Genomic DNA, 23,275 nt, shown 5'->3' on the forward strand with positions numbered 1-23,275 from the left:
TATATACGTTATCGTTATTTTAAAACTTATTGTTTAAAAAACATTTGTTTAAAAACCGATTGTTTTAAAAGCTGCATATAGCGTAACAAGAATGATGAGCACGCTTCGTTATGAAGCGTGCCGTTTGCATAGTGTTTGGTTATGGAGTGTATACGGTTTGCAAGCCTGCTATTTATAAAAGCTGCTATTCATAAGAATAAGAAAGTTATAACAAGGGTTAGAAAGGGTAGCTGTCCAATGATGCGTAAGAAAATTAACGAACCAATTAACGCACCAAACGATTAAGACCATCGGCAAAGGCTTTTTTATCGCGGTCGCCATAAGGTTTCTGGCCACTCATTTCTTGCAGCTCGAGCACGCCCGTGCCACGCATGGTATCCATAAAATCGCGCATATTGAGCTTTTGCTTGATGTTATTTTTATCATAGACCATACCGCGCGTGGTTAAAACCATACCGCCTTTATCCAAAATATCATTGGCCAAGGGAATGTCGCTAGTGATGGCTAAATCGCCTGGCTGGATTTGCTCAACGATATAATCATCGGCTTTATCAAACCCTGATGGCACCACTGTCATGACGAGCAGCGGTGATTTGCGCAGTTTGATTGGCTGATTGGCGACAAATATCGCCATGGTTTGGGTACGTTCAGCCGTTTTGATAATCAAGTCTTTGGCAATCAGAGGCACCGAATCAGCATCTACCCAAATCTGCATTATTTCTGAGCCTTATCTGTATTTGATAGCTGGTCGTTTGATAGCTGCTCTATATCTCCTAAACCCTCTGGCTGGCTCTCTTTAACATTGATAGCAGCATCTTCTACAGCTTGGTCTGTTTCAGCATTTGTTGCTTGCTCTAATGTTTTTGCTTGGTTCTCTGTAACCGTAGGTGCTAACTTTTTATCAAGACCGACTTTATTGGGCAAGACAGCAACCAGTTTAGCGAGGGCAATATCTAAGTCAGCAACATCGTTTGGCATCAGGGTAATATGAGCAATTTTACGATCTTCGCGCTCAGCTTTATGGTAGCTATGGTAATGGGCGCCATCTATGTTTAACACCGCGCTGATATCAGGATATTGACCCAACACATTCAGCATAATCGCTGGATGGACGTTGTCAGTATCGCCCAGCGGCAAATTCACCACCGCGCGGATATGATTCTCAAACTGACTGGTAATCGCGCCTTCGATACTCCAATGTCCAGAGTTATGGACGCGCGGGGCAATCTCGTTGGCAAGCAGATAGTCGTTACCACGAGCATCTTTGCTCACAAATAGCTCAAGCGCCATTACACCGACATAACCTAGATGATTCATCACCGTGGTAATCGCATCGGTTGCTTGTTGAAACAAATGGCTGGTACCAACGGCTGGCGCGCGGGTTTTGGCCAATATGCCATTATGATGATGGTTTTCGACCAAATCATAGCAGCGTACTTGACCATTTTGCGCGCGTGCAGCAATGATAGATACTTCACGGCTAAAGTTAATAAAGCCTTCTGCAATGAGTGGTGCAGGTGTTGGCGTCAGTGCGCCTTTACCGCTAACTGCTTCTTTAAGCTCATGCCAAGCAACTGTGATATCACTTTCTTCTTTAATAACAAACTGACCTTTGCCATCATAACCGCCGCGGCTGGTCTTTAGGACGATAGGTAATCCTAGCTCGTCGCAAGCTTGCTTTAATTCTGCTTCAGAATTAACCGCCATAAAGGGTACGGTTGCGATATCAAGCTCATTGAACATGCGCTTTTCTTTCAAGCGATCTTGGGCGATATCAAGGGCAATCGGTGGCGGAAACATGCCTTGCTTGCTGCCAGATTTTGACAGGCTGGCCAATTGCTCAACGGTAGCAGTAGGCGTGTTTTCAAACTCTAAGGTAAAGACGTCAGCTGCGGTAATAAATGCTTCTAACTGCTCACTATGGAAAACTTTACCATATAGGCTGGCAGGGCAGTCAGCATTATCTTCTAAAAATACGCATTGATAACCGAGCGGCATGGCGGCTTCGGCGAGCATCATACCAAGCTGACCACCGCCTAAAATACCGATGGTACGAATGGTTTGGGTAACAGGATAAGCGTTCGCTGTAGTCATGGCAGGCTCTTTACATTAAAAATGAATAAGGATTTTTGAGTATTAATATCTGGAATTTACGGTATAAAACTTATGCTAGTAAAATAGGAAAAGGTGCACTGTATGCACCTTGTATTTAGTAGAACGCATCTGAGCAAAAATATCAAGTTTAGAACATTGCTCGTTAATTTTGGTATTTAAGCTTGATATTAAGATTTAAAAACCAAATGATTGCGCTTAATGTTTCTTTATTAATATTGCATTTCTGCTAACGGTTTTTTGCTAAAAACTAACGCTATTTGGCAGGCTTTACGCGTTAATAATACCGGGTGTTGGATTGGCAAGAATGGTATCGGTTTGCGCTTGACGCATGTTATCTAGCTTAGTCGCAATTGTTTCATCATGCAAGGCAAGTACTTGAATAGCAAGGAGGGCAGCGTTATAGGCGCCAGCTGCACCAATCGCTAAGGTTCCAACGGCCACGCCTTTCGGCATTTGAACGATAGAAAGTAAGCTATCCCAACCACTGAGCATTGATGATTTAACAGGGACGCCAAAGACAGGTAGCGGCGTTTGACTGGCGCACATACCGGGCAGATGAGCCGCACCGCCAGCCCCAGCGATAATCACTTGTAAACCGTTACCTTTAGCACTTTTGGCATAATCAAACAATCTATCAGGTGTACGATGCGCTGACACCACTTCACATTCAAAGGCGATATCAAAGTCGGCAAGTAGTTGCGCCGCTGCACTCATGGTTGCCCAATCAGACTGCGAGCCCATGATAATACCTACTTTTGGCTGACCAGCAGGAGAAGTGATTGGGCTGTTTTGCTCAACAGGGGTAATGGTAACCGATGGGGTGCTCATGCTTTGATATCCTCAAAAAGACCATCATACAAAAGTTTTGCTGCCTTCGTAAAGCCAAGTTTGCTGTTTAATGGCAAAGCTGGCTAAATAACGCTGATTTTATACGTTTATCTTTGAGTCTTCATCATGGCGATACTGTACGAAGTTATGGGCTTTAAGCGGTAATGGCTGCTCGGTATCAAGCTGGTAGCAGGTCAAATAACCGCTATCAATCGCTGCTGAATAATCGGTACAAGCAACCTGCGGGCTAAGAGGTTTCGGCGCGCCTGTCAGCCAATAATGACCGACGAATACCGGTTTATGAGTTTTAAGGGCAAATTCGATATTTTCCGCTAGGGCATCGCTTGGAATTTGCGCCAATCCTGAGTTCGGTGCACGGGCAATTTCATGAATGGTACGTTTATTCAGCTCATCAAGCCACCAGCGCACGCGTACTTGTGAGCGCGCTGCGCCATCTTTATCGACCATAACTAAACCATCGGGTAATGCGGTTTCTACGCCTTTTAGCACGCGCTCAAGCGCTTCATAATCAGGGCTATGCTTTTGCGCTGTGGCAATGACCGCGGCAGGCGTCAAGCAATTATCGGCAGTCAAGAGCGGCTTCAATACCGCCATACTATCGACATCCCAGCAAGCGTGTACAAAGCAAGCATAGTCAGTCTCAAGCCACAATGGAATCTCATAAAAGCGCCGTAACCAATATTGATGCGCTTCTGAGCCAAATGGTACTTCGGCTAAAAACGCTTCATGCTGTCGTACGTGAACATCGCTATGCGAGCGTAAATAGCGCTCAGGTTGCTCTGGATCAATCATAGCAAAGGTTAATGCATTGTATTCGTGATTGCCCATCACCGCATCGGCAACGCCTGCATCCAACATAGCAAAGACAATCTCTAGTGAGGCTACTTGCTGCGGCCCACGGTCAATGAAATCACCAATGAATAGCGCCCGATGACCGGACGGTGGTACAAAATAGGTGCCGTTATGAACATAGCCTAACTGCTTTAGTAGTCCGACTAACTTGTCGGCATAACCGTGAATATCACCAATAACATCTATAATCATAATAATTATCAAATTCTTAAATATTTTATTAAATGTAAGTTTGCGCAAATGCTAAGCGATACAAATATAGCGATATAAATGAATCATCACTTGGCTATTTAAACTGCCATCATAAACCCAGCTTTCATTTCGATGTTCATTACCGAACTTTATTTATAAGCTTAATTACTTGGTTTTACTACCTAGCTCAGAACCCAGGAGACAAGAGCGCATTTAAAAAGTGCGGTAATACTTGAGGTTCTAAAATAATCGTCGCAATTATCCCAAACGCGCCACCCCACATATGTGCCATATGATTGATATTAGAGCCGCCGCGTTTGTCCGCATAAATACTATAAGCGACATAAGCGACCGCAAACAGTATCGCTGGAATAGGAATAACGGCAAACAGATAAATCTTTTCCCACGGTGCCAGCAGGATAAAAGCAAATAAGACTGCTGATACACCGCCTGACGCCCCAAGGCTTAAGTAGCTGGCACTATCTTTATGTTTAACATAGCTTGGAATCATCGCGACAACGATAGCCAATACATAAAAAACCACGAAACCATAGCCGAATAAAAAAGACTGATATAAGCCTTCGATAGCACGACCAAAAAAGTATAGGGTAAACATATTAAACAGCAAATGCATCCCATCAGCATGAATAAAGCCATGCGTCACAAAGCGATCCCATTGACCATTTTTTACCGCTGGCGGATAGAAAATAAGTCGATTAAACACTGCTTTGTTTTGCCATGCCAATAAACTGACAATAACGGTGATGATAATAATAAGCGTCGTATGGTTAAACAAAGGGGAGTCCTTAGGCCGAGCCTGATAGGTGGCAATGATATAAATCGTAACGCTTAAAGCCCAAGTGTCTTGGCTGAATAACAACTACTATTAATCATAATAATAACGGTAAATAACCATTAAATGTGAGTAATGATAAAGCATTAAGGCATGATATTAGTAATAATAACAGTGATGCTCAGGCAAAAAGCCAATACACGACAAAATTATGCTTTAATAATCGTTTATATTAAATAATATAACAGCGTATCGGGCAGAATGAGTAATGCTTCGTATACTGACCGTAACGATTCACGACAGCCTAAAAATCAAACTTAAAAAGTAATAATAGGTATGGCATTCATTTAGCTTTATCGCATTAAGCACCATTAAATTCATTGTTGTTTAATTTATAGTCATTTAAAAAGTACTGAAAGTTATAAATGATAGGCAATTTATATACCAATATTGCTTGTTAAGTGCTCAGATTTGTCAGCATTTTAGAGTCTACAGCGTATAAAGTTAAATTAAAAAATAAATCTCCGTTATATCCCCTAAATCAACGCCGACAGAGGCAATAGTTTATGAATATTATCGACCAATTAGAGCAGGCAGTGACCTCAGCGGTATTGGGTAGCTATAGTAATAACGACAATAGCAGTCAAGTTGATAACGGTAGTGTGTCCCATGTCAGCTTATTAGAGCAGTTTTATGCCATCTTAGCGGCGCGTTTGGCGTTGCCACAAGTTTACTCGCAGTTACTACGTGATGATCAGCCGATTGCCAATGACAATATAATAGAGACGCCGTTATTTGAGCAATTATGGCAAGCACCGAGCGCGCGCCAAGTTATTATTCAAGAGCTTGCGGCTACCCATCATATCGATGAGTTTACTACTACAAAGCTTATTATGAACGCTGTGCCACTGGCTTATCGTGAGCTCAAGGTGATGGCAAATGGGCAGTTTTTGCCAGCATTTTTACAAAGTCAGCAGCCTTTTTTACGCCATTACTTGCCGATATGGGCGGCACCAGTGATTACCGCGGCGCAACATGCTGATGATGAGCTGTTTAATGCTCAAAGCACGGTAGCTGATATAGCAGACATGCCTGTTTTATTAAATAAGTATGATGCCACTGAAGCAAGTAGGATAAATCCTTCTGCGAACTCGTTAGCAGAACCAAACACAGCAGCAGAGCTTGCCAGTAAAACTTTTGATAATAGTCTAAGTACATCGGCTATCGATACAGGTGCTATCCATGCCAATCCCGCGGCCCATCATCTAGAAGAAAACAGCAGCCTAAAGCGAGAAAAAGTACGTACCCGCAACCAACGTAATGATTTATTAATACGGGTGTTTCTATTATTTGCGGCAATGGCAGCGATTGGGCTGGTATGGGCATTGTTAATTAGACCCAATAACGCACCGCCTGTAGAGCCAGTGGTGCCGGCGCCCACAGTCATACCGCCTGTCGCTGAGCCGCCAGCACAAGTATTGACACCCGTTGCGCTTATCGTTGGCGTAGATAATGGCGGCAACTTATATACTTGTAGCGCCTCTGTCGGTGATGCTGCACTCCAAAGTACGTTGCAACAGGCACTCAATAGTAGCTTCGGTGAGCAGGCGGCAATGTGTCAGTTTACGGTCCAAGAAGGCGTGGCTAATAATATTGCTAATATGCCTATCGAGGCGCTACCCAATGTTTTAACCTTATTGAGAGCGACTCCATTTGCGCGCTTACAGTTGCAAAATGACCGTATGACCTTGGAAGCGCCAGATAGTATGCAGCTACAGAGATTAGCCACCGATATCCGTACTTTGGTACCTGCAATGATGGTTGATAGCACAGCGCCGCTACCATTACCTAATAATGATAGCGGTATGGGGGCAGCTGATATGGCGGCTATAAATGGCGTCAATAATCAATATGATGCTAATAACAATGTTAATGCTAACGGTAATAATGATTACCAAGCAGCGGACGACGATACAGGAGATAGCGTGATACCAGCGCCTGGCCGTAATAATGATTTTAATAATCCGCCGATGTATGACCAACCTAGCAATAACGCTGCCCTTAATAATGCTCCGATGAATAATGACCGTCCAGCATCAACTAGGCCACCGGGCCCTTTCTCCGTATCGGAAGTCGATGATATGGCAAACAGTGTTATTGTCGCTGAGCCTGCCCAAGTCAGAAGATAAATAGAATATTTATAACAAACGCGTAAAAATAAAAAGTTAAAAGGAGTGCAGTATCAATTATTGGCTGCATTCCTTTTTTATTTGGCGCTAAATAAAGAAGATAAGAATAAGAAAGTACTATCTGGAATAGTTAATATACCTTTCTATTTGACCTACCAACTACGTTGGAAATTAAACTATTAACGGTTCATATGTTGGTAATTTGTACTTTATAGGCATTGCAGTTACGAGTAACAACCGAAACATTACTTATCGTAGCAATTACACAACAGCCTATTGATTGTGAACACATCCTTAATACTTTTATAATAACAAAAGTTGAATACAGTTATGACTACTATTTAATAGAATGAGTTAATAGCATGAGCTTATATTAAATAGCAGTCATAAAATATCTATCAACGCTCTACTTTTTGAGAATGCACACTATATAAAACAAGCCATTTAAAATAACGATTAATTGAGGAATGACATTATGGATATTATCAGTCACTTAACGCGGACGGTCAGTCCAGCAGTGCTAGGAGATGACCGCACTCTTGCTAAGAAAAACTTACTTGAACAGTTTTATGCTATTTTTGCCGCGCGCCTAGCTGATAACGATACTTACAATCGTTTTGCTAATGAAAATATCGCTCGTGATGATCAAGGATTTTATGATCGAGTATGGACGGACGGCGCGCACCGTGACCAAATCGCTCGTGAGCTGGCTGGCAAACATAATGTCGATGCTACTGCTGCGCGTGGTTTAATTGCGATGGCCGCGCCACTGGCGTATCACGAAATCAAAAGCTTGGCAGGAACGACGCCTGTACCGCAATTCCTAAATGACAATCTTGCCAGTTATCAGCATCATATCCCAGTATGGGCAAGTACGATTCTGCCTGCCGGTATGATTGCGGCTGCACCCGCTGGCGCCCGTGTGTCTGATACGGTCAGCACCGCGCCCATTCACCGTGAAGAAGAAGAAAAAGGTAGCTTTATGAAAGCACTGCTACCGATTATTGGACTGATTATCTTGGGTGCACTGGCCTGGGCACTGCTAAGAGGTTGCCAAGACAATCCTGAGCCAGTCGGAACGCCAGTAGCTACCGAGCAACAAGCAGTGAACGATGATGGGCAATCAGTGATTGCGGCTGATATCGAACCTGCATCTTTGCGTATTGCTACTGGTGAAAACAGTGAGCTATACGCTTGCCGCATGAACGTTGGCAATGAGACGCTACAGAGCAATGTTATGGATGCTTTGACCGCCACATTTGGCGATGAAGCCAATAATTGCCGTGCGGATGTCGATGATAACTTCTCGATTGATATGCCTGCCGCGGCTCAGCTTGCGTCTATATTACCTATCGTCAAAAATGTACCGAATGCGAGTATGTTAATTAAAGGCGATACTATTACCGTGAATGCGCCTGACGCTGCAGCTTTAAATAAATTGGTTTCAGATTTACAAGCGGCTGCGCCAGCGATGACTGTCAAAGCAGAAGGTCCATTAGATGCCCAAGCTGAGATTGATAATAGTCTAACAGCATCTCAAGCGGCGATAGATAACCTTGGCCAAAACCCTGACCCTCAGGATGTGGCTCGTGCGCTCAGCCTACAAGTGGTGAATTTTGAAGTAGATAAAGCAGTGATTCCTGACGCCAATAAAGCGCTACTAGACCGCGCTGTAAAACTGATGGAACAAGTGCCAGATATGAAGCTAATGATTATTGGTCATACTGACAAAACTGCTGATGCGGCCTACAATATGAAATTGTCACAAGAGCGTGCCGAATCTATGAAGGATTATTTGGTCGGGCAAGGCGTTGACCCAAGTAAGCTCATGACTAAAGGTATGGGTGAGACCGATCCTATTGCTGAAAACGCTACTGAGCAAGGTCGTTTCCGTAACCGCCGTATTGAGTTTGTCGTCTATGATGAGACAGCAAATGCCAACGATGGCATGGTGATTAGTAACAGTGCGCTTGACCCGGACTTAAATCCATTAGACAGCAACAATGATGATTTAATGCCTGACGCTGATGATCCTAGTCTTGGTACTGAATTAGACCCACAAGCAAGTACTAGTAATTAATATCACTTTAGACGGGCTAATGGATAACCAGTAAGCTTTACATAAGAATTTAATAGCAAAAAAACCGCATCTTAATAAGGTGCGGTTTTTATTTTTCTAAATCGGCTTAGCTACCATAAATTAATCATTTATAAGCGGTTGGGTCTTTTAAATCAGCCTGCGCTTCTGTTTGAATAGGAAAGAAAGTCTGCAAGATATTGTCTTTTGCTTGTTGCCAATAATCAAACTGCTGGCATGTTGACTCAAGATCACCTTGCCAAACAGGTATCTGTCCACACATGGTTTTGATACGTTTTTGATTGGGATAGGGCAGTTCTTGTGCCGCTTCGGCAGCTTCGTGAGCAGCAACGCGGTCATTACAGACTAAAGCAATATCGCAGCCTGCTTCAATCGCCGCTTTGACACGGGCGCTGACATCGCCTGCTGCTTGCGCCCCTGCCATCGATAAATCATCAGAGAATAACACCCCATCAAAATTAAGCTGCTGACGAATAATGTCTTTAAGCCAAATTTTTGAAAATCCTGCGGGTTTATTATCGACTTGGGAGAAAATCACATGCGCTGGCATTAGTGCATCAAGCCAAGGCAGCGTCTGTGCAAAAGGCTGCATATCGCTATTCATAATCTCATCTAAGCTACGCGTATCGATGGCTTCTGCCACATGTGAATCAGGCGCAATGGCACCATGACCGGGGAAGTGCTTACCTGTGGTCGCCATACCGGCGTCTTTCATGCCTCGCATAAATTGGCTTGCTAGGGCAATAATCGCTTGCGGCTCATGATGAAAGCTACGGTCGCCGATGACTTGACTGATACCGTCTCTATCGAGCACGGGCGCAAAGCTTAAATCAATCCCGACTGCCAATACTTCGGCTGCCATCAAATAACCACAATCGTAAGCACGGCTAAGGCCGCGGCTAGGGTCTTCATTAAATAACTCACCAAGTCTGCCCATCGCAGGCAATGGCGTAAAACCGTTACGTAATCTAGCAACGCGCCCACCTTCTTGGTCAACCCCAATCAAAATGTCGGCATTGTGATAGCGTATATCGTCACACAACGTTCGCACTTGCGCTGCGTCTGCCACATTACGAGCAAATAATATCACCCCGCCTACTTGTGCTTGTTTGATTAAACTGACATCTTCAGCAGTCAGTGCGGTACTATCGATATCAATCATTAAGACGCCGTACATTGCGTAATCCTTATTAGGCTATACCTTGTTATATTATCGTTTATGGTCAAAAAAACATTTACGCTCAAAAAGCGCTAAGCAATGACGCGCATTATTTATCGTCATTATTCACTATCGCTGTTCATTGCCATGTTGGTTGTATTATGACAGTTATTATAAGATGAGCATAATTTCGTGACTTAATTGATTTAAAAAATTTATGTTGATGAGTTAATAAGTATTTATTAAGTTAGAGCAATAAGTATGTTTGATACAAGACTCGAACATTAGCCGATAAGACATAGCGACATGGCGGGTAAGATTATTTATACAGTTTGAGACAGCAGCGTATTTATAGCCATGCTAGTATTGATTGATTTTTTAACGATAAAACTAAAATAACTATCATACGTTCATACGCTTTTAATGCTAGCGTATCGCATGGTTTAATGGTAAATATAATACAGTTAAAAACAGTCAGATTTGTGGATAGCCGTTTATTAGATAACTTTTAATATGAATAAAAACTAAGCATATTTTGCATACTTTTCACTTAAAATAATTAGGTATATATGATGAAAAAACAACCAGCACAGTGGTTACTCAGTGCAGCGTCAGTGGGTATCGCTGGTCTTATTCTTACCCAAAGCTATGGCACCGCAGTGGCTGATAGCAATACTGAAGGCTTTAAGGCCACTCCTGAGCAACAGGTTACCACCCGTCAGGTCGCTGCATTGCTGGATCGTAGCCATTATCTCAATCAGCCACTCGATAGTGCAACGGGTAGCGAGATTCTATCTATGTATATCGATAGCCTTGACCCAAACCATACCTTGTTTTTGCAATCTGATGTCGATGAATTTAAGAAAAAATATGCTGATGAATTTGGTGCCCGCTTAAAACGTGGCGACTTATCTGCTGGTGTAGAAGTCTTCGAGCGCTATCGTAAACGCTCTAATGAATACTTCGCCATGGCAAAGAAGTTGCTAAACACAGATCTTGATTTAACCAGTAAAGATAGCATTGTACTTGACCGCGAAAAGCTCAGTCATTTTAAAACTAAAAAAGAACAGCGTGATTATTGGACGCGTCAGCTGAAGTTTCAGCTAATGAGTATCACATTAGGTCAAGAAGATGAGAAGGCGAAAGAAAAAGTCTTCTTGGACAATCCTGATATTACGCGCGGGCAAGATTTGGTACGTAACGATGAGCGCACGCCAAGTGAGATTTTGCTCAATCGTTTATCACGCCAGCAAGAGCAGTTTACCCGTCTAAAAAACGACGAAATCATGGAAACTATCTTGAACACAGCGATGCTGACTTATGATCCGCACAGTAATTATTATGCGCCGATTCAAGCCAATGAGCTGCAGATTCAGTCCAGTTTGCAATTAGAAGGCATTGGGGTTTCTATTCGCCCTGATCGTAAAAACCCAGATTATACTCGCATTGTGACTTTGGTAGACGGTGGCCCAGCGGCAAAGTCTGGTCAGATTAAACCCAATGATTTGATTATCGGTATCGCCAAAGACGGCGAGACCATGACTGACGTAGTCGGCTGGTCAACGCGTGAAATTGTTGGTTTGATTCGCGGTAAGCGCGGCACATCGGTGACCATTAAAGTACGTCAACCAAATACCCCTGATGCCAGCGCCCGTAACGTAACTGTGGTTCGCGATATTATTCAACAAGAAGAATCTGGCGTCACCCAGCGCGTCGTCGAGGTTCAGCGCCCTAATATCGATAAAACACCCAAGCGTATCGGCGTGCTTGATATACCAAGCTTTTATCTGAACTATCGTGCTCGTCGTAACGGTGAGGATTACCGTAGTGTCAGTGTTGATACTGAAAAAGCCCTTAAAGAATTGAATAAACAAAACATCGATGGTTTGGTGGTTGATTTACGTAACAATCCAGGTGGCTCGCTCGATGAGGTTGCCAAGATGCTTGGCTTCTTTATTAAAAGCGGTCCATTGGTACAGATTCGCGATAATCGAGGCAACATCCAAGTCTACCGTGATGACGATGGCGGCGAGCAACTTTATGATGGCAAAATAGTCGTTTTGACCAACCTTGCCTCTGCCTCTGCTAGTGAGATTTTCGCTGCAGCGATTCAGGATTACGGTCGTGGCTTGGTCGTCGGTAGTACAACGACGGGTAAAGGCTCTGCACAGATTCAACTTGATAGCTTAGCTTTGGGCTCAGCAACCTTAACGCAGCGTAAATTCTATCGTATCACTGGCGGTAGTACGCAAAATAAAGGCGTAGTACCTGATGTTGAATTGGTCAATATCTATGATGATGCGACCTTTGGCGAGCGCGCTCAGAAAAAAGCTTTGCCGTGGGATACCATTAAAACCGCGCCTTATAAGCCTGAAGGTAAATTTTCTGCCAATACGTTAGCGACGCTAAATCAGCAATCAAAAATCCGTCAGCAGAAAAACCCGCAGTTTGTTTATCTATCAACGCTAAATGATATTCGTAATATGGAAGATGAAAAGAAACCGATTCCTCTCGATATCAATAGCCGCCGCGCTAAGATGCAGCTGATAGAGAAGCGTTCGTTGGAAGCTGAAAATAAGCGTCTTATCTCAACGGGTGAGCGTCCTTATGCCAACTGGAATACTTATCAAGCCGCAATGGATGCAAAATTTGAAGAGCGTAGCCAGATGAAGGAAAGTGAGCGCCCTGAGCTACCTGAAGACGAAGCCTTTATTAATGAAGCTGCTTATATCATGCTTAGCGCTGATGCAAAAGTACTCGCTAGCCCAGAAGAAAAGTTATAGCAAATACTATTTTTTAGGCTTTTACTGTAGTCACTAAAAATGCGTGTAAGCATATGCTTACACGCATTGACGTTTAGACCTCTTACTAACCTTGGGTCAATCTGCGATTATAACTGTACGGCACGATTGAACGAAAAGGTTCATAGGTACTAGGGATTGGTATCTTAAAGGTCGCATCAGGGATAGGTGGTTTGCTGATTAGGGATGATAAGGCTGGAAGCCTGAACGTTATAAGATGCTCCGGGATTAAGTATCTAATAACATTAACATGGATGGTTAGTGATAAAAGCTGCATAATGCTTGTCGTTATGCGGCTTTGTTACGTCTGAAATCTCTATAATACTTATAAGAATAATTTTTTAAAAAGCAACTTATGCGACAAAATTTTTATTAAAATCAGTGCGAAAAAAGGTCGGTAGATTGCTCTACCGACCTATTTTAGTTAAACAACACTATCGTTAATAACTAAGTATTCGTCTAACCATACTAACAATGATACGCTAAGCTCAAGGAGAGATTAGTGTTCAACGCCACCAGCACCATGTACATGGCCGTGGTTCAATTCATCTTCAGTTGCTGCACGTACTTCTTGGATTTCAACGTCAAACGTCAAACGCTTACCAGCCAACGGATGGTTTGCATCAACAGTCACTTCTTTGTCGTTTACATCAGTAACGGTAACCAACATAACTTGACCGCCCGCTTCTGACTGAAACTGCATACCAGGCTGGATATCTTCAACGCCTTGGAAGTTTTCACGTGGTACATGCTGTACTGCTTGTTCTTGGTATTCGCCGTAACCATCAGCAGGCTCTACAACAGCATTGACTCTTTCGCCAGCAGATTTGCCTTCTAGTTGTTGCTCAAGACCTGGGATGATGTTGCTATGGCCATGCAAATAAGCAAGCGGTTGACCTTCTGGAGACTGGTCAAGGATATTGCCTTCGTCGTCTTTTAGGGTGTAGTTGAACTTGACGGCAGTGTCTTTTGCGATAGTAGTCATAAATTATCCTAAATATGTCGATATTAAAATTTAAATACGGTTGGAATAAACCTAAAAAAGCCAATCAGCCAGCCAAATAGCCACGTCATTAGTCAATTATCATCAGTTTATTAGGGTAACTTTAGCAGTTAGCATCTTTAATTGCGATGCTTCCTATCGGTTTCAAGGTTAAAAGCATAAAAAATGCCAAATAATCGGCGAATTAATGTAAATAAATATGATTTTTCTGGTTTTTACTCTTTTTAATGATTTTTTACTCTCTTTAATATAAGTAGCGTAAGGTTTGCCAGTTGCGTTTTTGCATAATGACTCCTACCATAGAGACGACCATAACAATAAGAATAGTGACAAACATAAGGATAAATAATGATCATGACTGCATCTTCTCAAGCTTTGCCTACTAGTAATTTGAATAGTACTTTAAATCAGCCAACAGCTCATATCTCTTACCAATTCGACTTTGCGCGCTTTTTAGAGCATTTGGTCGATGTAGCGCTTACCTTTACCGCTGATACTGATGTGCCAAATTTGTGGTTGCCAGCTTGGATACCGGGTAGTTATTTAATGCGCGAATTTGCACGTAATATCACCGCGGTACATTATCGAATAATGGATGATGAACGGTCGAAGGTGTACCGTGCAATAAAGACCGATAAACACACTTGGCAACTGCCACATGCTAAAGCGGGGCAGGTAGTAGACGTCAGCTATGAAGTGTATTGTTATGATTTATCTGTGCGCACTGCTTATGTAGACCAGCAGCGTCTTTATGGTAACTTTACCTCGCTTGCTTTAGCGATTGAGGGGCAAGAGAACAAAGCAGTAGAGGTTGATTTAAGCGTGACAGCGGCATTTTTAGCCGACAAAGATACCAGCCGTGTGCACTTGGCATGTGGACTTGAGGCAACAGAATCTCAGAATGATAAGCTACGAATATATAATCTGCAAGCAGACAGCTATCACGAGCTTATCGACTATCCGTTTGAGATTGCTGAACAAGATAAATTTGATTTCATTGTTCAAGATAATAGCCACCAAACGATTGGCCATCATTTTTATCTTGCCGGTAAGCATAGAGCCAATATGGGACGCTTGCAGCAAGACGTCACTCAAATATGTCAAACCTATTTAGATTGGCTCGGCGATGCGCCATTTGATGATTATACCTTTCTGACCTTTGCCAGTGGTCAGGATTACGGTGGTCTTGAGCATATCAATTCGACCAGTTTGATTACCCCGCGTCGCGATTTGCCCGGTGCTAATGAGCCAAAAGGACCAAGTAGCGATTATCAACGCTTTTTGGGCTTATGCAGCCATGAATACTTCCATGCGTGGTGGGTAAAAACCGTCCGTCCAGATGTGATGTTAGATGTGGATTTACGCCGCGAAGCCTTCACGCCATTGTTATGGGTGTTTGAAGGTTTTACCTCTTATATCGACGATTTTATGTTACAAGCTTCAGGCGTGATCGATAAGGCAAGTTATCTTAAATTACTCACTGAACAAATTAATCGCTATTATCAAACTCCTGGGCGCGCGCATCAAAGCGTTGCCGAGTCGAGCTTTGACGCTTGGATTAAGCTCTATCGTAACGATGAAAATACTGGTAATGCAGGTATCAGCTACTATAATAAAGGTGCCTTGGTGGCATTATGTTTAGATTTAACCTTGCTTGAAAAAAGCGCTGGTCGTTATCGTTTGTTTGATGTCGTCAAAGCCTTTTATAGTCAAGCAAAGCAAAAGGATAATAAGCGTATCGGCATCAGTAGTGCCGATATGGGGACAGTTATCGGGCAGTTTATACCGTTAGCGGATTGGGAAGAGTTTGAGCGCCGTTATGTCAATGGCGTTGAAGAGTTACCGATGCAAGAGCTACTTGCGGCAAATGGTATTCAGCTTCATATTAATACCAAAGAAACCGCTGATAAACATGTGCCATGGGGTATAAGGTGTACCGAAACGCCAGCTGGACTGAAGGTGAATCATGTACGCCGTGGAAGTACTGCTGCTAAAGCAGGCATATCTGCCCATGATGTTATCATCGCTATTGATGGTATCAAGGCAGACAACAAACAGTTGGCATTATTTAATGATGCATCGCAAGATGTTGAATGCTATCTGTTTCGTCGTGATGAGTTGATGTGTGTCAGCGTAGTAGCGAATGTGGCAAGTGAAATGAGAGATAGCCAACAAGATAAAGTAGGCACAGCCAGTCCGCACAAGGTGAATCTAAAGCTGGAAAAGTTAGGGTTTGATAAATGGTTAACACCTGACTTTGTTAAGTCTTAAATAGAGATAAAAATTTTTAAATCCATGCATAGTAATAGTGGGTAGGGTTAGTAAAGAATGTACCTGACTTGATATAATAAATAACCTGATAAATAAATGCTCGGGTTACGTTCCTACTAACACGAGTCGATAGTGCCTTTCACTGATCAGGAATATTAGACAAAGCGTTGCTGTAAATAAGCAATAATATCATTCGATTCATACATCCACTGAACGTCGCCATTTTCCTCAATATGTAAACAAGGTACTTTGCCGCGCCCACCATTATCAGCGAGCTCACTGCGAAATTCTGGATTTTTTTTGATATCTCGAAATTCGATAGGTAAATTTAATTGATGCATTTTACGTCGCACTTTTATACAAAAAGGACAAGCATAAAATTGATATAGCGATAAATTTTTACAGGCAGCAGTCACTTCCGCTTGCTGTTCCTGACTGCGTGCCATTGGCTTACCTTGAGTTAATACACTCACAGCAGCAATGATCCGTCCTAAACCTTCTCTTATAAGATTAACTAACATACAGACCTCTATAGATTATATCGTGTGAGAGATGATACCACTTCCTCGTTTAAGTATTCAGTTAAGCGGTAATATCTGTAAATCAAAAATTTATAATAAGTTAGCTTATTCTTGAAAGTTGTCTATCTAGCATCTACTGAGCGCTATTAGTTAGATTATTAATCTCTTTGCCATCAAATGATGTTCTGCCAATCCAATCTTGCATCACCTCAATCTCAGGCTGCTGAGCATCGATAATGTCTTGGGCTAGTTTACGCATCTCTTCATCCGTACCGTACTGAAGCTGTACTTTTGCCATATCTACTGCGCCAATATGATGCGGCAGCATACCGCGCGCAAAGGCCATATCAGCCTCAGGTTCGGCAATACCTAACATCATGTCGCTGTGCATAGTATTCATCCCTTTAGCATAAGCCGCTTGCATGGCCTCAGTATTGGGTTTGGGTTTAGGCGCATCAGGGTGGCTGGCCAGCCATTTATTCATGATATCGATTTCAATTTGCTGTGAGTCGATAATGTCTTGTGCAAGCTTGCGCATGGTCTTATCGATCCCATATTTCAGCTCAATCTTTGCCATATCGACCGCGCCGCGATGATGACCGAGCATCCCTTTGGCAAAGGCGGTATCGGGATCGTTATAACCCATACCAACCATCATCTCATTATGCATACTGGTCATCGACTTCGTATAGTCTTTTAGCATATCCGTCATTTGTGCTTTGTCTCCTGCATCGCCACTCTCAGACATATCATGGCCAGCATGTGCGTCCATGTCTTCAGCAGCTTCAGACGGCTCAGTCGTGGTTGCAATGGCTTCTTCTGCCGGTATTACCTCGGTATCCTCTGTTGCGGGCTGGCAAGCACTCAGCAGCAACGCCGCAGAGATACTAGTGGCAAACAAGGTAAAACGACGAGAAGCGATCATGATATATCCTTACTATCAATAAAAAATAACAAACCAGACAAATAATAAGCAGGCCGCAGGCGATATCCGCTACATTAAATACAGATATCAACCAAAGATAACATGGTTTTGCAGCTTAGCAGATAAACCTTACTCATTCGAGACGCTATGTTTAACAAGTCGTAATATATTTAACAAGCTCAAGAGCATAACCGATTAATAAGGGTTTAAAAGGAATAGAAATTAATAAGTTATAAGGTTAAATACCTAATTAATAGCCCCTAACTGCTGACAACGCTCACTACTTAAATGAATACGCACAAATTCACCAACGCCAAGCGACCCAAGCTCGAATCCGGCGACTGACCAGCGAATAAGACGCAAACAAGGTAAGCCCACATGCGCGGTCATACGTCTGACTTGGCGATTTTTGCCTTCATAGATGGTCAGCATAAGCCATGAAGTCGGCACACTTTTGCGCTCACGGATAGGCGGATCACGCTGCCATAAGTCAATCGGCAAGTCTGCTTCGTCGACCAGTAGCGCAGTCGCCGGTAAAGTTTTACCATCTTTTAAATTAATTCCAACAGCCAACTGCTTTAATTGATCAGCACTTACTAGACCTTCGACTTGTACCAAATAGGTCTTACCTTGTTTTTGCTTATTTTGCGCAAAATTCTTGATTGATGGCGGCTGGGTAATGGCTTTATTGACCCGTCCGTCACTGGTCAAAATCAGCAAGCCTTCTGAGGTGGCATCAAGTCGACCAGCAATGCGAAGAGATTTATCGGTGAAATACTCTGATAAGGTACTGTGGTCATTATTGCTGTCATCACGAAATTGACTTTGTACTCCGTAAGGCTTGTTAAATAAAATCAGGCTAGAGGTCGACATAAAATAGCGTTTCCCAAAGATAAAAAACTGAATATAGGATAAATATAAGCAACATTAAAAGAGTAAGTGTTTGCTAAAAACTTGCAAGTTATGGACCTGTTCTTATAGTTGTTAATAGCCATGTTATAATTGTGGTATTTATCATAATGATAACTAAAAATGGCCCATGCAAAACAAAAATCATCAGGCATGCTTTATCTTAGTACAATGGCTAAGGCAGCTTGCGGTTTTTTGTATTGCTTAATTAGCAAAATCTGAAAAATTTCATTCATTTTTTATAAAGTATTTTTATCATTTTACTTATTGTAATGACATCTGGTTTTCTCGATAAATGACCGAGCAATTTTGCATTAGCTTTGATTCTTTACATGATTCTTAAAAAAATATTAATCATACCATCAACAATATCTTTAAATATTACTCTTAAAACTATTATACATCACCTCGCTAAGCATGTTGGCCTAGCCATATTCTGCTGAGTACGTTCTGCTCAATATGTGTTACTCAAATAATTAGCGTTTAAATCGCTACGCTGCTTAGCTAAAGCCAAAAGCAAAACATAAATAGCTAGCGAACATAACAGAATGCCATGATGCCAACGATGCTTGAGCTATCTACTATAAAAATACAATCAAGGAGTTTCACCCATGCCATATGATAAGGTAATCGTACCAAGAGACGGCGAAAAAGTAACCGTTAATGCTGATTTAACCCTAAACGTACCCAATCATCCAATTATTCCCTTTATCGAAGGCGATGGCATCGGTGTGGATATCACGCCGGTAATGATTAAAGTGGTCGATGCCGCGGTCTCAAAAGCTTATCAAGGCAAAAAATCCATCGTTTGGATGGAAGTATATTGCGGTGAAAAGGCCTCAAAGATTTATGATGGCGAATATCTACCGACCGAAACGCTTGAGGTTCTGCGCGAATACGTTGTGAGCATTAAAGGTCCATTAACCACGCCAGTCGGCGGCGGTATGCGCTCGCTAAACGTGGCGCTACGTCAAGAGCTTGACTTATATGTTTGTCAGCGCCCAGTACGGTGGTTTGAAGGCGTGCCAAGCCCTGTGCATCATCCAGAATTGACGGACATGGTGATTTTCCGTGAAAATTCAGAAGATATTTACGCAGGTATCGAGTGGAAAGCGGGCAGTTATGACGCCAAAAAAGTCATCAAATTTTTAAAAGAAGAGATGGGTGTGACCAAAATCCGTTTTTCCGATGACTGCGGTATCGGTATTAAACCTGTATCAAAAGAAGGCTCGCAGCGTTTGGTGCGTAGAGCCATCCAACATGCTATCGATAATGACTTACCGAGTGTCACCCTCGTACACAAAGGTAATATCATGAAATTTACTGAAGGCGCGTTTAAAGAATGGGGCTATGAGCTTGCCGCTGAGCGTTTCGGTGCTGAGCTATTAGATGGTGGTCCTTGGATGACGATAAAAAATCCAAAAACGGGTAATGAGATTGTCATTAAAGACGTCATTGCCGATGCTTTCCTGCAGCAGATTCTCATGCGTCCTGCTGATTATTCGGTTATCGCAACGTTAAACTTAAACGGTGATTATATCTCTGATGCGCTGGCCGCAGAAGTGGGCGGTATCGGTATCGCACCGGGTGCTAATAAAGGTGGTTCAATCTCTGTCTATGAAGCAACTCACGGTACAGCGCCAAAATATGCAGGTCAAGATAAAGTCAATCCAGGTTCATTGATTCTGTCTGCGGAAATGATGCTACGCGATATGGGCTGGACAGAAGCTGCCGACCTTGTGATCGATGGTATTAAAGGTGCGATTAAAAACAAAACTGTGACTTATGACTTTGAGCGCTTGATGCCAGATGCTATTTTGCTCAGCAGCTCTGAGTTTGGTCAAGCCATTATTAAACATATGGATGCTTAATCAAAAAAGGTTAAGAAAATTAGGTTAGTTGAGTGTGGAGATTTATATTTTGAAGAGCCATCTACTGTAATGTAGGTGGCTTTTTTATGGTCGTTTATTTATTCAGCCATAAAAACACCCCAAAAGTCTCAAACCTTTGGGGTGTTTAATTGATGCTAACTTAGCAACGTTTACTAAGTCAGTTTAGAGCCAGTTAGTATGATGCATTCATTACAATGACGCACCAATCATAACGAAGTAACAATTACAACGGAGCACTAATTATAGTGAAGCAATAGTCTCGTTGAATAATGCACTTGGGCGCATGGCTTTTTCTGCCAAAGCTTCATCTGCTAAGTAATAGCCTTTAAGATCCATAGACTTACCTTGAACCGCATTTAGCTCTTCAACGATAGCAGCTTCATTGCTTTCAAGCTTTTGTGCCAATGGCGCAAATTGTGCTTTTAGCTCGCTATTCTCATCTTGTGCTGCCAACTCTTGAGCCCAGTACATAGCCAGATAGAAATGGCTACCACGGTTATCCAATTCGCCCGTTTTACGTGAAGGCGACTTGTCATTTAACAGTAGCGTTTCAGTGGCTCTATCAAGCGTATCTGCCAAGATTTTTGCTTTGGCATTACCATCGTTCTTGGCTAAATGCTCTAAAGATTCGGTCAAGGCTAAGAACTCACCGAGGGAATCCCATCGTAGATGGTTTTCTTCAAGCAATTGTTGTACGTGCTTCGGTGCTGAACCACCTGCACCTGTTTCAAACAAACCGCCGCCCTTCATTAGTGGGACAACTGATAGCATTTTAGCACTGGTGCCTAATTCTAAAATCGGGAACAAGTCAGTTAGGTAATCACGTAAAATATTACCGGTAGCAGAAATGGTATCTAGACCACGAGCAACACGCTCCAAGGTATAACGCATCGCACGAACTTGTGACATGATTTCGATATGTAGACCATCAGTGTCATGATCTTTTAAGTAGGTTTGCACTTTTTTGATCAGCTCATTCTCATGTGGACGGTAAGGGTCTAACCAAAAAATAACTGGGGTATCTGATTCACGGGCGCGGCGTACGGCAAGCTTCACCCAATCTTGGATAGGCTCGTCTTTGACCTGACACATGCGCCAGATGTCACCTTTCTCAACACGCTGCTCAAGCAATACTTCGTTGGTTTCTTCGTCAACGATACGAGCTATGCCTGAATCACTTGCTTCGAAGGTTTTATCATGCGAGCCATATTCTTCTGCTTTTTGCGCCATCAAGCCAACGTTAGGTACAGTACCCATCGTAGTTGGGTCAAAGTTGCCATGCCATTTACAGAAGTTAATCATTTCTTGGTAAATACGCGCAAAAGTAGACTCAGGCATGACTGCTTTACAGTCATACATTTTACCATCAGCGCCCCACATTTTACCGCCTGAACGGATCATAGCAGGCATCGACGCATCGACAATCACATCACTTGGTGAATGGAAGTTGGTGATACCTTTTGATGAATCAACCATCGCTAGACGTGGACGATGTACTTGGCAAGCATGTAAATCGCGCTCGATCTCTTCACGTAAACTGGCTGGCAATTCAGCAATTTTTTCATACAAACTTGCCATGCCGTTATTGACGTTGATACCTAGCTCATCAAATAACGCGCCATGTTTGTTAAACGCATCTTTATAATAGGTCTTAACCGCGTGTCCAAAGACGATAGGGTGCGATACTTTCATCATGGTGGCTTTTACGTGCAGTGAAAATAAGATACCGGCTTCGCGGCAATCTTCCATTTCACGCTCATAAAATTCGAGTAACGCTTTTTTGCTCATAAACATCAAGTCAATGACTTCTTTGTCGAGCAAAGCGATGCCTGTTTTGAAAACATTGATAGTGCCGTCTTCAGCCACGCGCTCCATACGTACGGTACGGGCTTTATCTAAGGTAATCGATTGCTCGCCGTCGTAGAAGTCGCCACTGTGCATGTGTGAGACGTGCGTCTGTGACCATTGCTTCCATTCACCCATAGAATGCGGGTGCTTACGCGCGTAGTTTTTAACTGCTTTTGGCGCACGGCGGTCTGAGTTACCTTCACGCAATACTGGGTTAACCGAGCTGCCTAGACTTTTGCCATAGCGCGTACGAATATTTTCTTCTTCTTCCGTTTTTGGCTCATCTGGGAAGTCAGGTAGCGCGTAACCTTTGCTTTGTAACTCTTTAATAGCCGCTTTTAATTGCCCCACAGAGGCACTGATATTAGGCAGTTTGATGATATTGGCATTAGGATCTTGCGTCAATTGACCAAGCGCCGCTAAGTTATTAGGAACGCGCTGCTCTTCCGTTAAATATTCTGGAAATTCAGCCAACACACGCGCTGCAACAGAGATATCACTGGTTTCAACTTCGATGCCTGCTGTTTGGGTAAATGCTTTTACAATAGGCAAGAATGATAAGGTTGCAAGCGCTGGGGCTTCGTCAGTTTTTGTATAAATAATTTTTGACATGTTAGTAGAGTATTCCTTGTTGTCATTAATGAGGTTAATAAAGCTGAGATATTATTTAACAGCTCTATACAGCCTTCATACAATAATGGGCTACGGGTTGGTTCAAATACATCAAGTGTCGTCGTTTATCGCCATTCTAGAGTGTCAAGACTGCTGGAAAAATCTCTCATAAGCAGCGACTGACCTTTCTTAGGTTGGCCTTTCTTAAAAAGTCGCTGTAGCAAGCGCTTATTTTATTAAAGGTCA

16 protein-coding genes are annotated in these 23,275 nt (G+C 42.7%); 5 read left to right on the top strand and 11 right to left on the bottom strand.

Going from position 1 to position 23,275, the window contains the following annotated elements; genetic code table 11:
- Positions 1 to 265 precede the first annotated feature (265 nt).
- The 5 genes from FHS24_RS06265 to FHS24_RS06285 all read right to left on the bottom strand — a co-directional run bounded on the left by FHS24_RS06265 (position 266) and on the right by FHS24_RS06285 (position 4,804).
- Entirely contained in the window at positions 266 to 715 is a 450-nt protein-coding gene (locus tag FHS24_RS06265; protein ID WP_021814375.1) for a YaiI/YqxD family protein, read from the bottom strand.
- On the bottom strand, positions 715 to 2,094 hold the full coding sequence (locus FHS24_RS06270; RefSeq protein WP_227671671.1) for a 5-(carboxyamino)imidazole ribonucleotide synthase: 1,380 nt from the start codon (positions 2,092 to 2,094) through the stop codon (positions 715 to 717). The genes FHS24_RS06265 and FHS24_RS06270 overlap by 1 nt, the downstream gene beginning before the upstream one ends.
- 288 nt (positions 2,095 to 2,382) lie before the next feature.
- Positions 2,383 to 2,943 (bottom strand): 5-(carboxyamino)imidazole ribonucleotide mutase, encoded by a 561-nt coding sequence (gene purE / locus FHS24_RS06275; protein WP_183619797.1) that lies wholly within the window; start codon positions 2,941 to 2,943, stop codon positions 2,383 to 2,385.
- A gap of 99 nt (positions 2,944 to 3,042) precedes the next feature.
- Positions 3,043 to 4,008, bottom strand: coding sequence for a metallophosphoesterase (locus FHS24_RS06280; protein ID WP_183619799.1), 966 nt, complete (start codon positions 4,006 to 4,008; stop codon positions 3,043 to 3,045).
- A 187-nt stretch (positions 4,009 to 4,195) separates the two neighbouring features.
- Positions 4,196 to 4,804 carry a rhomboid family intramembrane serine protease gene (locus FHS24_RS06285; protein WP_183619805.1) on the bottom strand — a complete coding sequence of 203 codons (609 nt, stop codon included), beginning with the start codon at positions 4,802 to 4,804 and terminating at the stop codon, positions 4,196 to 4,198.
- 563 nt (positions 4,805 to 5,367) lie between these two features.
- Between FHS24_RS06285 and FHS24_RS06290 the strand changes: the two genes are divergently transcribed.
- Together FHS24_RS06290 and FHS24_RS06295 are read left to right on the top strand one after the other, a co-directional pair.
- Positions 5,368 to 6,990 carry a hypothetical protein gene (locus FHS24_RS06290; protein WP_183619807.1) on the top strand — a complete coding sequence of 541 codons (1,623 nt, stop codon included), beginning with the start codon at positions 5,368 to 5,370 and terminating at the stop codon, positions 6,988 to 6,990.
- A 475-nt stretch (positions 6,991 to 7,465) separates the two neighbouring features.
- Positions 7,466 to 9,070 carry an OmpA family protein gene (locus FHS24_RS06295; protein WP_183619809.1) on the top strand — a complete coding sequence of 535 codons (1,605 nt, stop codon included), beginning with the start codon at positions 7,466 to 7,468 and terminating at the stop codon, positions 9,068 to 9,070.
- Between the two features lie 124 nt (positions 9,071 to 9,194).
- On the opposite strand, the gene nagZ is transcribed toward FHS24_RS06295, so the two are convergent.
- Positions 9,195 to 10,265 (bottom strand): beta-N-acetylhexosaminidase, encoded by a 1,071-nt coding sequence (nagZ, locus tag FHS24_RS06300; RefSeq protein ID WP_183619811.1) that lies wholly within the window; start codon positions 10,263 to 10,265, stop codon positions 9,195 to 9,197.
- A 554-nt stretch (positions 10,266 to 10,819) separates the two neighbouring features.
- On the opposite strand from nagZ, the gene FHS24_RS06305 reads away from it, so the two are divergent.
- The gene (locus FHS24_RS06305) at positions 10,820 to 13,030 is read left to right on the top strand and encodes a carboxy terminal-processing peptidase (RefSeq protein WP_183619813.1); all 2,211 of its coding nucleotides are present in this window, start codon (positions 10,820 to 10,822) and stop codon (positions 13,028 to 13,030) included.
- A 517-nt stretch (positions 13,031 to 13,547) separates the two neighbouring features.
- Here FHS24_RS06305 and FHS24_RS06310 read toward each other — a convergent pair.
- A complete protein-coding gene (locus tag FHS24_RS06310; RefSeq protein ID WP_183619815.1) occupies positions 13,548 to 14,033 on the bottom strand; it encodes an FKBP-type peptidyl-prolyl cis-trans isomerase in 486 nt (161 codons plus the stop codon).
- A gap of 372 nt (positions 14,034 to 14,405) precedes the next feature.
- On the opposite strand from FHS24_RS06310, the gene FHS24_RS06315 reads away from it, so the two are divergent.
- A complete protein-coding gene (locus FHS24_RS06315) occupies positions 14,406 to 16,322 on the top strand; it encodes a M61 family metallopeptidase (RefSeq protein WP_183619817.1) in 1,917 nt (638 codons plus the stop codon).
- Positions 16,323 to 16,477: 155 nt separating this feature from the next.
- Here FHS24_RS06315 and FHS24_RS06320 read toward each other — a convergent pair whose 3' ends face one another.
- From FHS24_RS06320 to FHS24_RS06330, 3 genes are all read right to left on the bottom strand, one after another.
- Positions 16,478 to 16,843, bottom strand: a complete 366-nt coding sequence (locus tag FHS24_RS06320) for a glutathione S-transferase N-terminal domain-containing protein (protein WP_183619819.1) — start codon at positions 16,841 to 16,843, stop codon at positions 16,478 to 16,480.
- 133 nt (positions 16,844 to 16,976) lie between these two features.
- Positions 16,977 to 17,768: a CopM family metallochaperone gene (copM, locus tag FHS24_RS06325; RefSeq protein ID WP_183619821.1), complete on the bottom strand. Its 792-nt coding sequence runs from the start codon at positions 17,766 to 17,768 to the stop codon at positions 16,977 to 16,979.
- A 246-nt stretch (positions 17,769 to 18,014) separates the two neighbouring features.
- A complete protein-coding gene (locus FHS24_RS06330; RefSeq protein ID WP_183619823.1) occupies positions 18,015 to 18,641 on the bottom strand; it encodes a pseudouridine synthase in 627 nt (208 codons plus the stop codon).
- Between the two features lie 647 nt (positions 18,642 to 19,288).
- Between FHS24_RS06330 and icd the strand changes: the two genes are divergently transcribed.
- The gene (gene icd / locus FHS24_RS06335; RefSeq protein ID WP_183619825.1) at positions 19,289 to 20,548 is read left to right on the top strand and encodes an NADP-dependent isocitrate dehydrogenase; all 1,260 of its coding nucleotides are present in this window, start codon (positions 19,289 to 19,291) and stop codon (positions 20,546 to 20,548) included.
- Positions 20,549 to 20,809: 261 nt separating this feature from the next.
- Here icd and FHS24_RS06340 read toward each other — a convergent pair whose 3' ends face one another.
- The gene (locus FHS24_RS06340) at positions 20,810 to 23,029 is read right to left on the bottom strand and encodes an NADP-dependent isocitrate dehydrogenase (protein ID WP_183619827.1); all 2,220 of its coding nucleotides are present in this window, start codon (positions 23,027 to 23,029) and stop codon (positions 20,810 to 20,812) included.
- Positions 23,030 to 23,275 lie beyond the last annotated feature (246 nt).

This window comes from Psychrobacter luti (genome assembly GCF_014192115.1).
Taxonomy (GTDB): Bacteria; Pseudomonadota; Gammaproteobacteria; order Pseudomonadales; family Moraxellaceae; genus Psychrobacter; species Psychrobacter luti.

What these genes read in the sequence shown, in the direction of transcription:
- FHS24_RS06320 (WP_183619819.1), bottom strand. Translation starts at nt 16,843, where the DNA reads ATGTTAGTTAATCTTATAAGAGAAGGTTTAGGACGGATCATTGCTGCT.
- FHS24_RS06340 (WP_183619827.1), bottom strand. Translation starts at nt 23,029, where the DNA reads ATGTCAAAAATTATTTATACAAAAACTGACGAAGCCCCAGCGCTTGCA.
- nagZ (WP_183619811.1), bottom strand. Translation starts at nt 10,265, where the DNA reads ATGTACGGCGTCTTAATGATTGATATCGATAGTACCGCACTGACTGCT.
- icd (WP_183619825.1), top strand. Translation starts at nt 19,289, where the DNA reads ATGCCATATGATAAGGTAATCGTACCAAGAGACGGCGAAAAAGTAACC.
- FHS24_RS06310 (WP_183619815.1), bottom strand. Translation starts at nt 14,033, where the DNA reads ATGACTACTATCGCAAAAGACACTGCCGTCAAGTTCAACTACACCCTA.
- FHS24_RS06270 (WP_227671671.1), bottom strand. Translation starts at nt 2,094, where the DNA reads ATGACTACAGCGAACGCTTATCCTGTTACCCAAACCATTCGTACCATC.
- FHS24_RS06315 (WP_183619817.1), top strand. Translation starts at nt 14,406, where the DNA reads ATGACTGCATCTTCTCAAGCTTTGCCTACTAGTAATTTGAATAGTACT.
- FHS24_RS06280 (WP_183619799.1), bottom strand. Translation starts at nt 4,008, where the DNA reads ATGATTATAGATGTTATTGGTGATATTCACGGTTATGCCGACAAGTTA.
- FHS24_RS06265 (WP_021814375.1), bottom strand. Translation starts at nt 715, where the DNA reads ATGCAGATTTGGGTAGATGCTGATTCGGTGCCTCTGATTGCCAAAGAC.
- FHS24_RS06305 (WP_183619813.1), top strand. Translation starts at nt 10,820, where the DNA reads ATGAAAAAACAACCAGCACAGTGGTTACTCAGTGCAGCGTCAGTGGGT.
- FHS24_RS06330 (WP_183619823.1), bottom strand. Translation starts at nt 18,641, where the DNA reads ATGTCGACCTCTAGCCTGATTTTATTTAACAAGCCTTACGGAGTACAA.
- FHS24_RS06295 (WP_183619809.1), top strand. Translation starts at nt 7,466, where the DNA reads ATGGATATTATCAGTCACTTAACGCGGACGGTCAGTCCAGCAGTGCTA.
- copM (WP_183619821.1), bottom strand. Translation starts at nt 17,768, where the DNA reads ATGATCGCTTCTCGTCGTTTTACCTTGTTTGCCACTAGTATCTCTGCG.
- FHS24_RS06290 (WP_183619807.1), top strand. Translation starts at nt 5,368, where the DNA reads ATGAATATTATCGACCAATTAGAGCAGGCAGTGACCTCAGCGGTATTG.
- purE (WP_183619797.1), bottom strand. Translation starts at nt 2,943, where the DNA reads ATGAGCACCCCATCGGTTACCATTACCCCTGTTGAGCAAAACAGCCCA.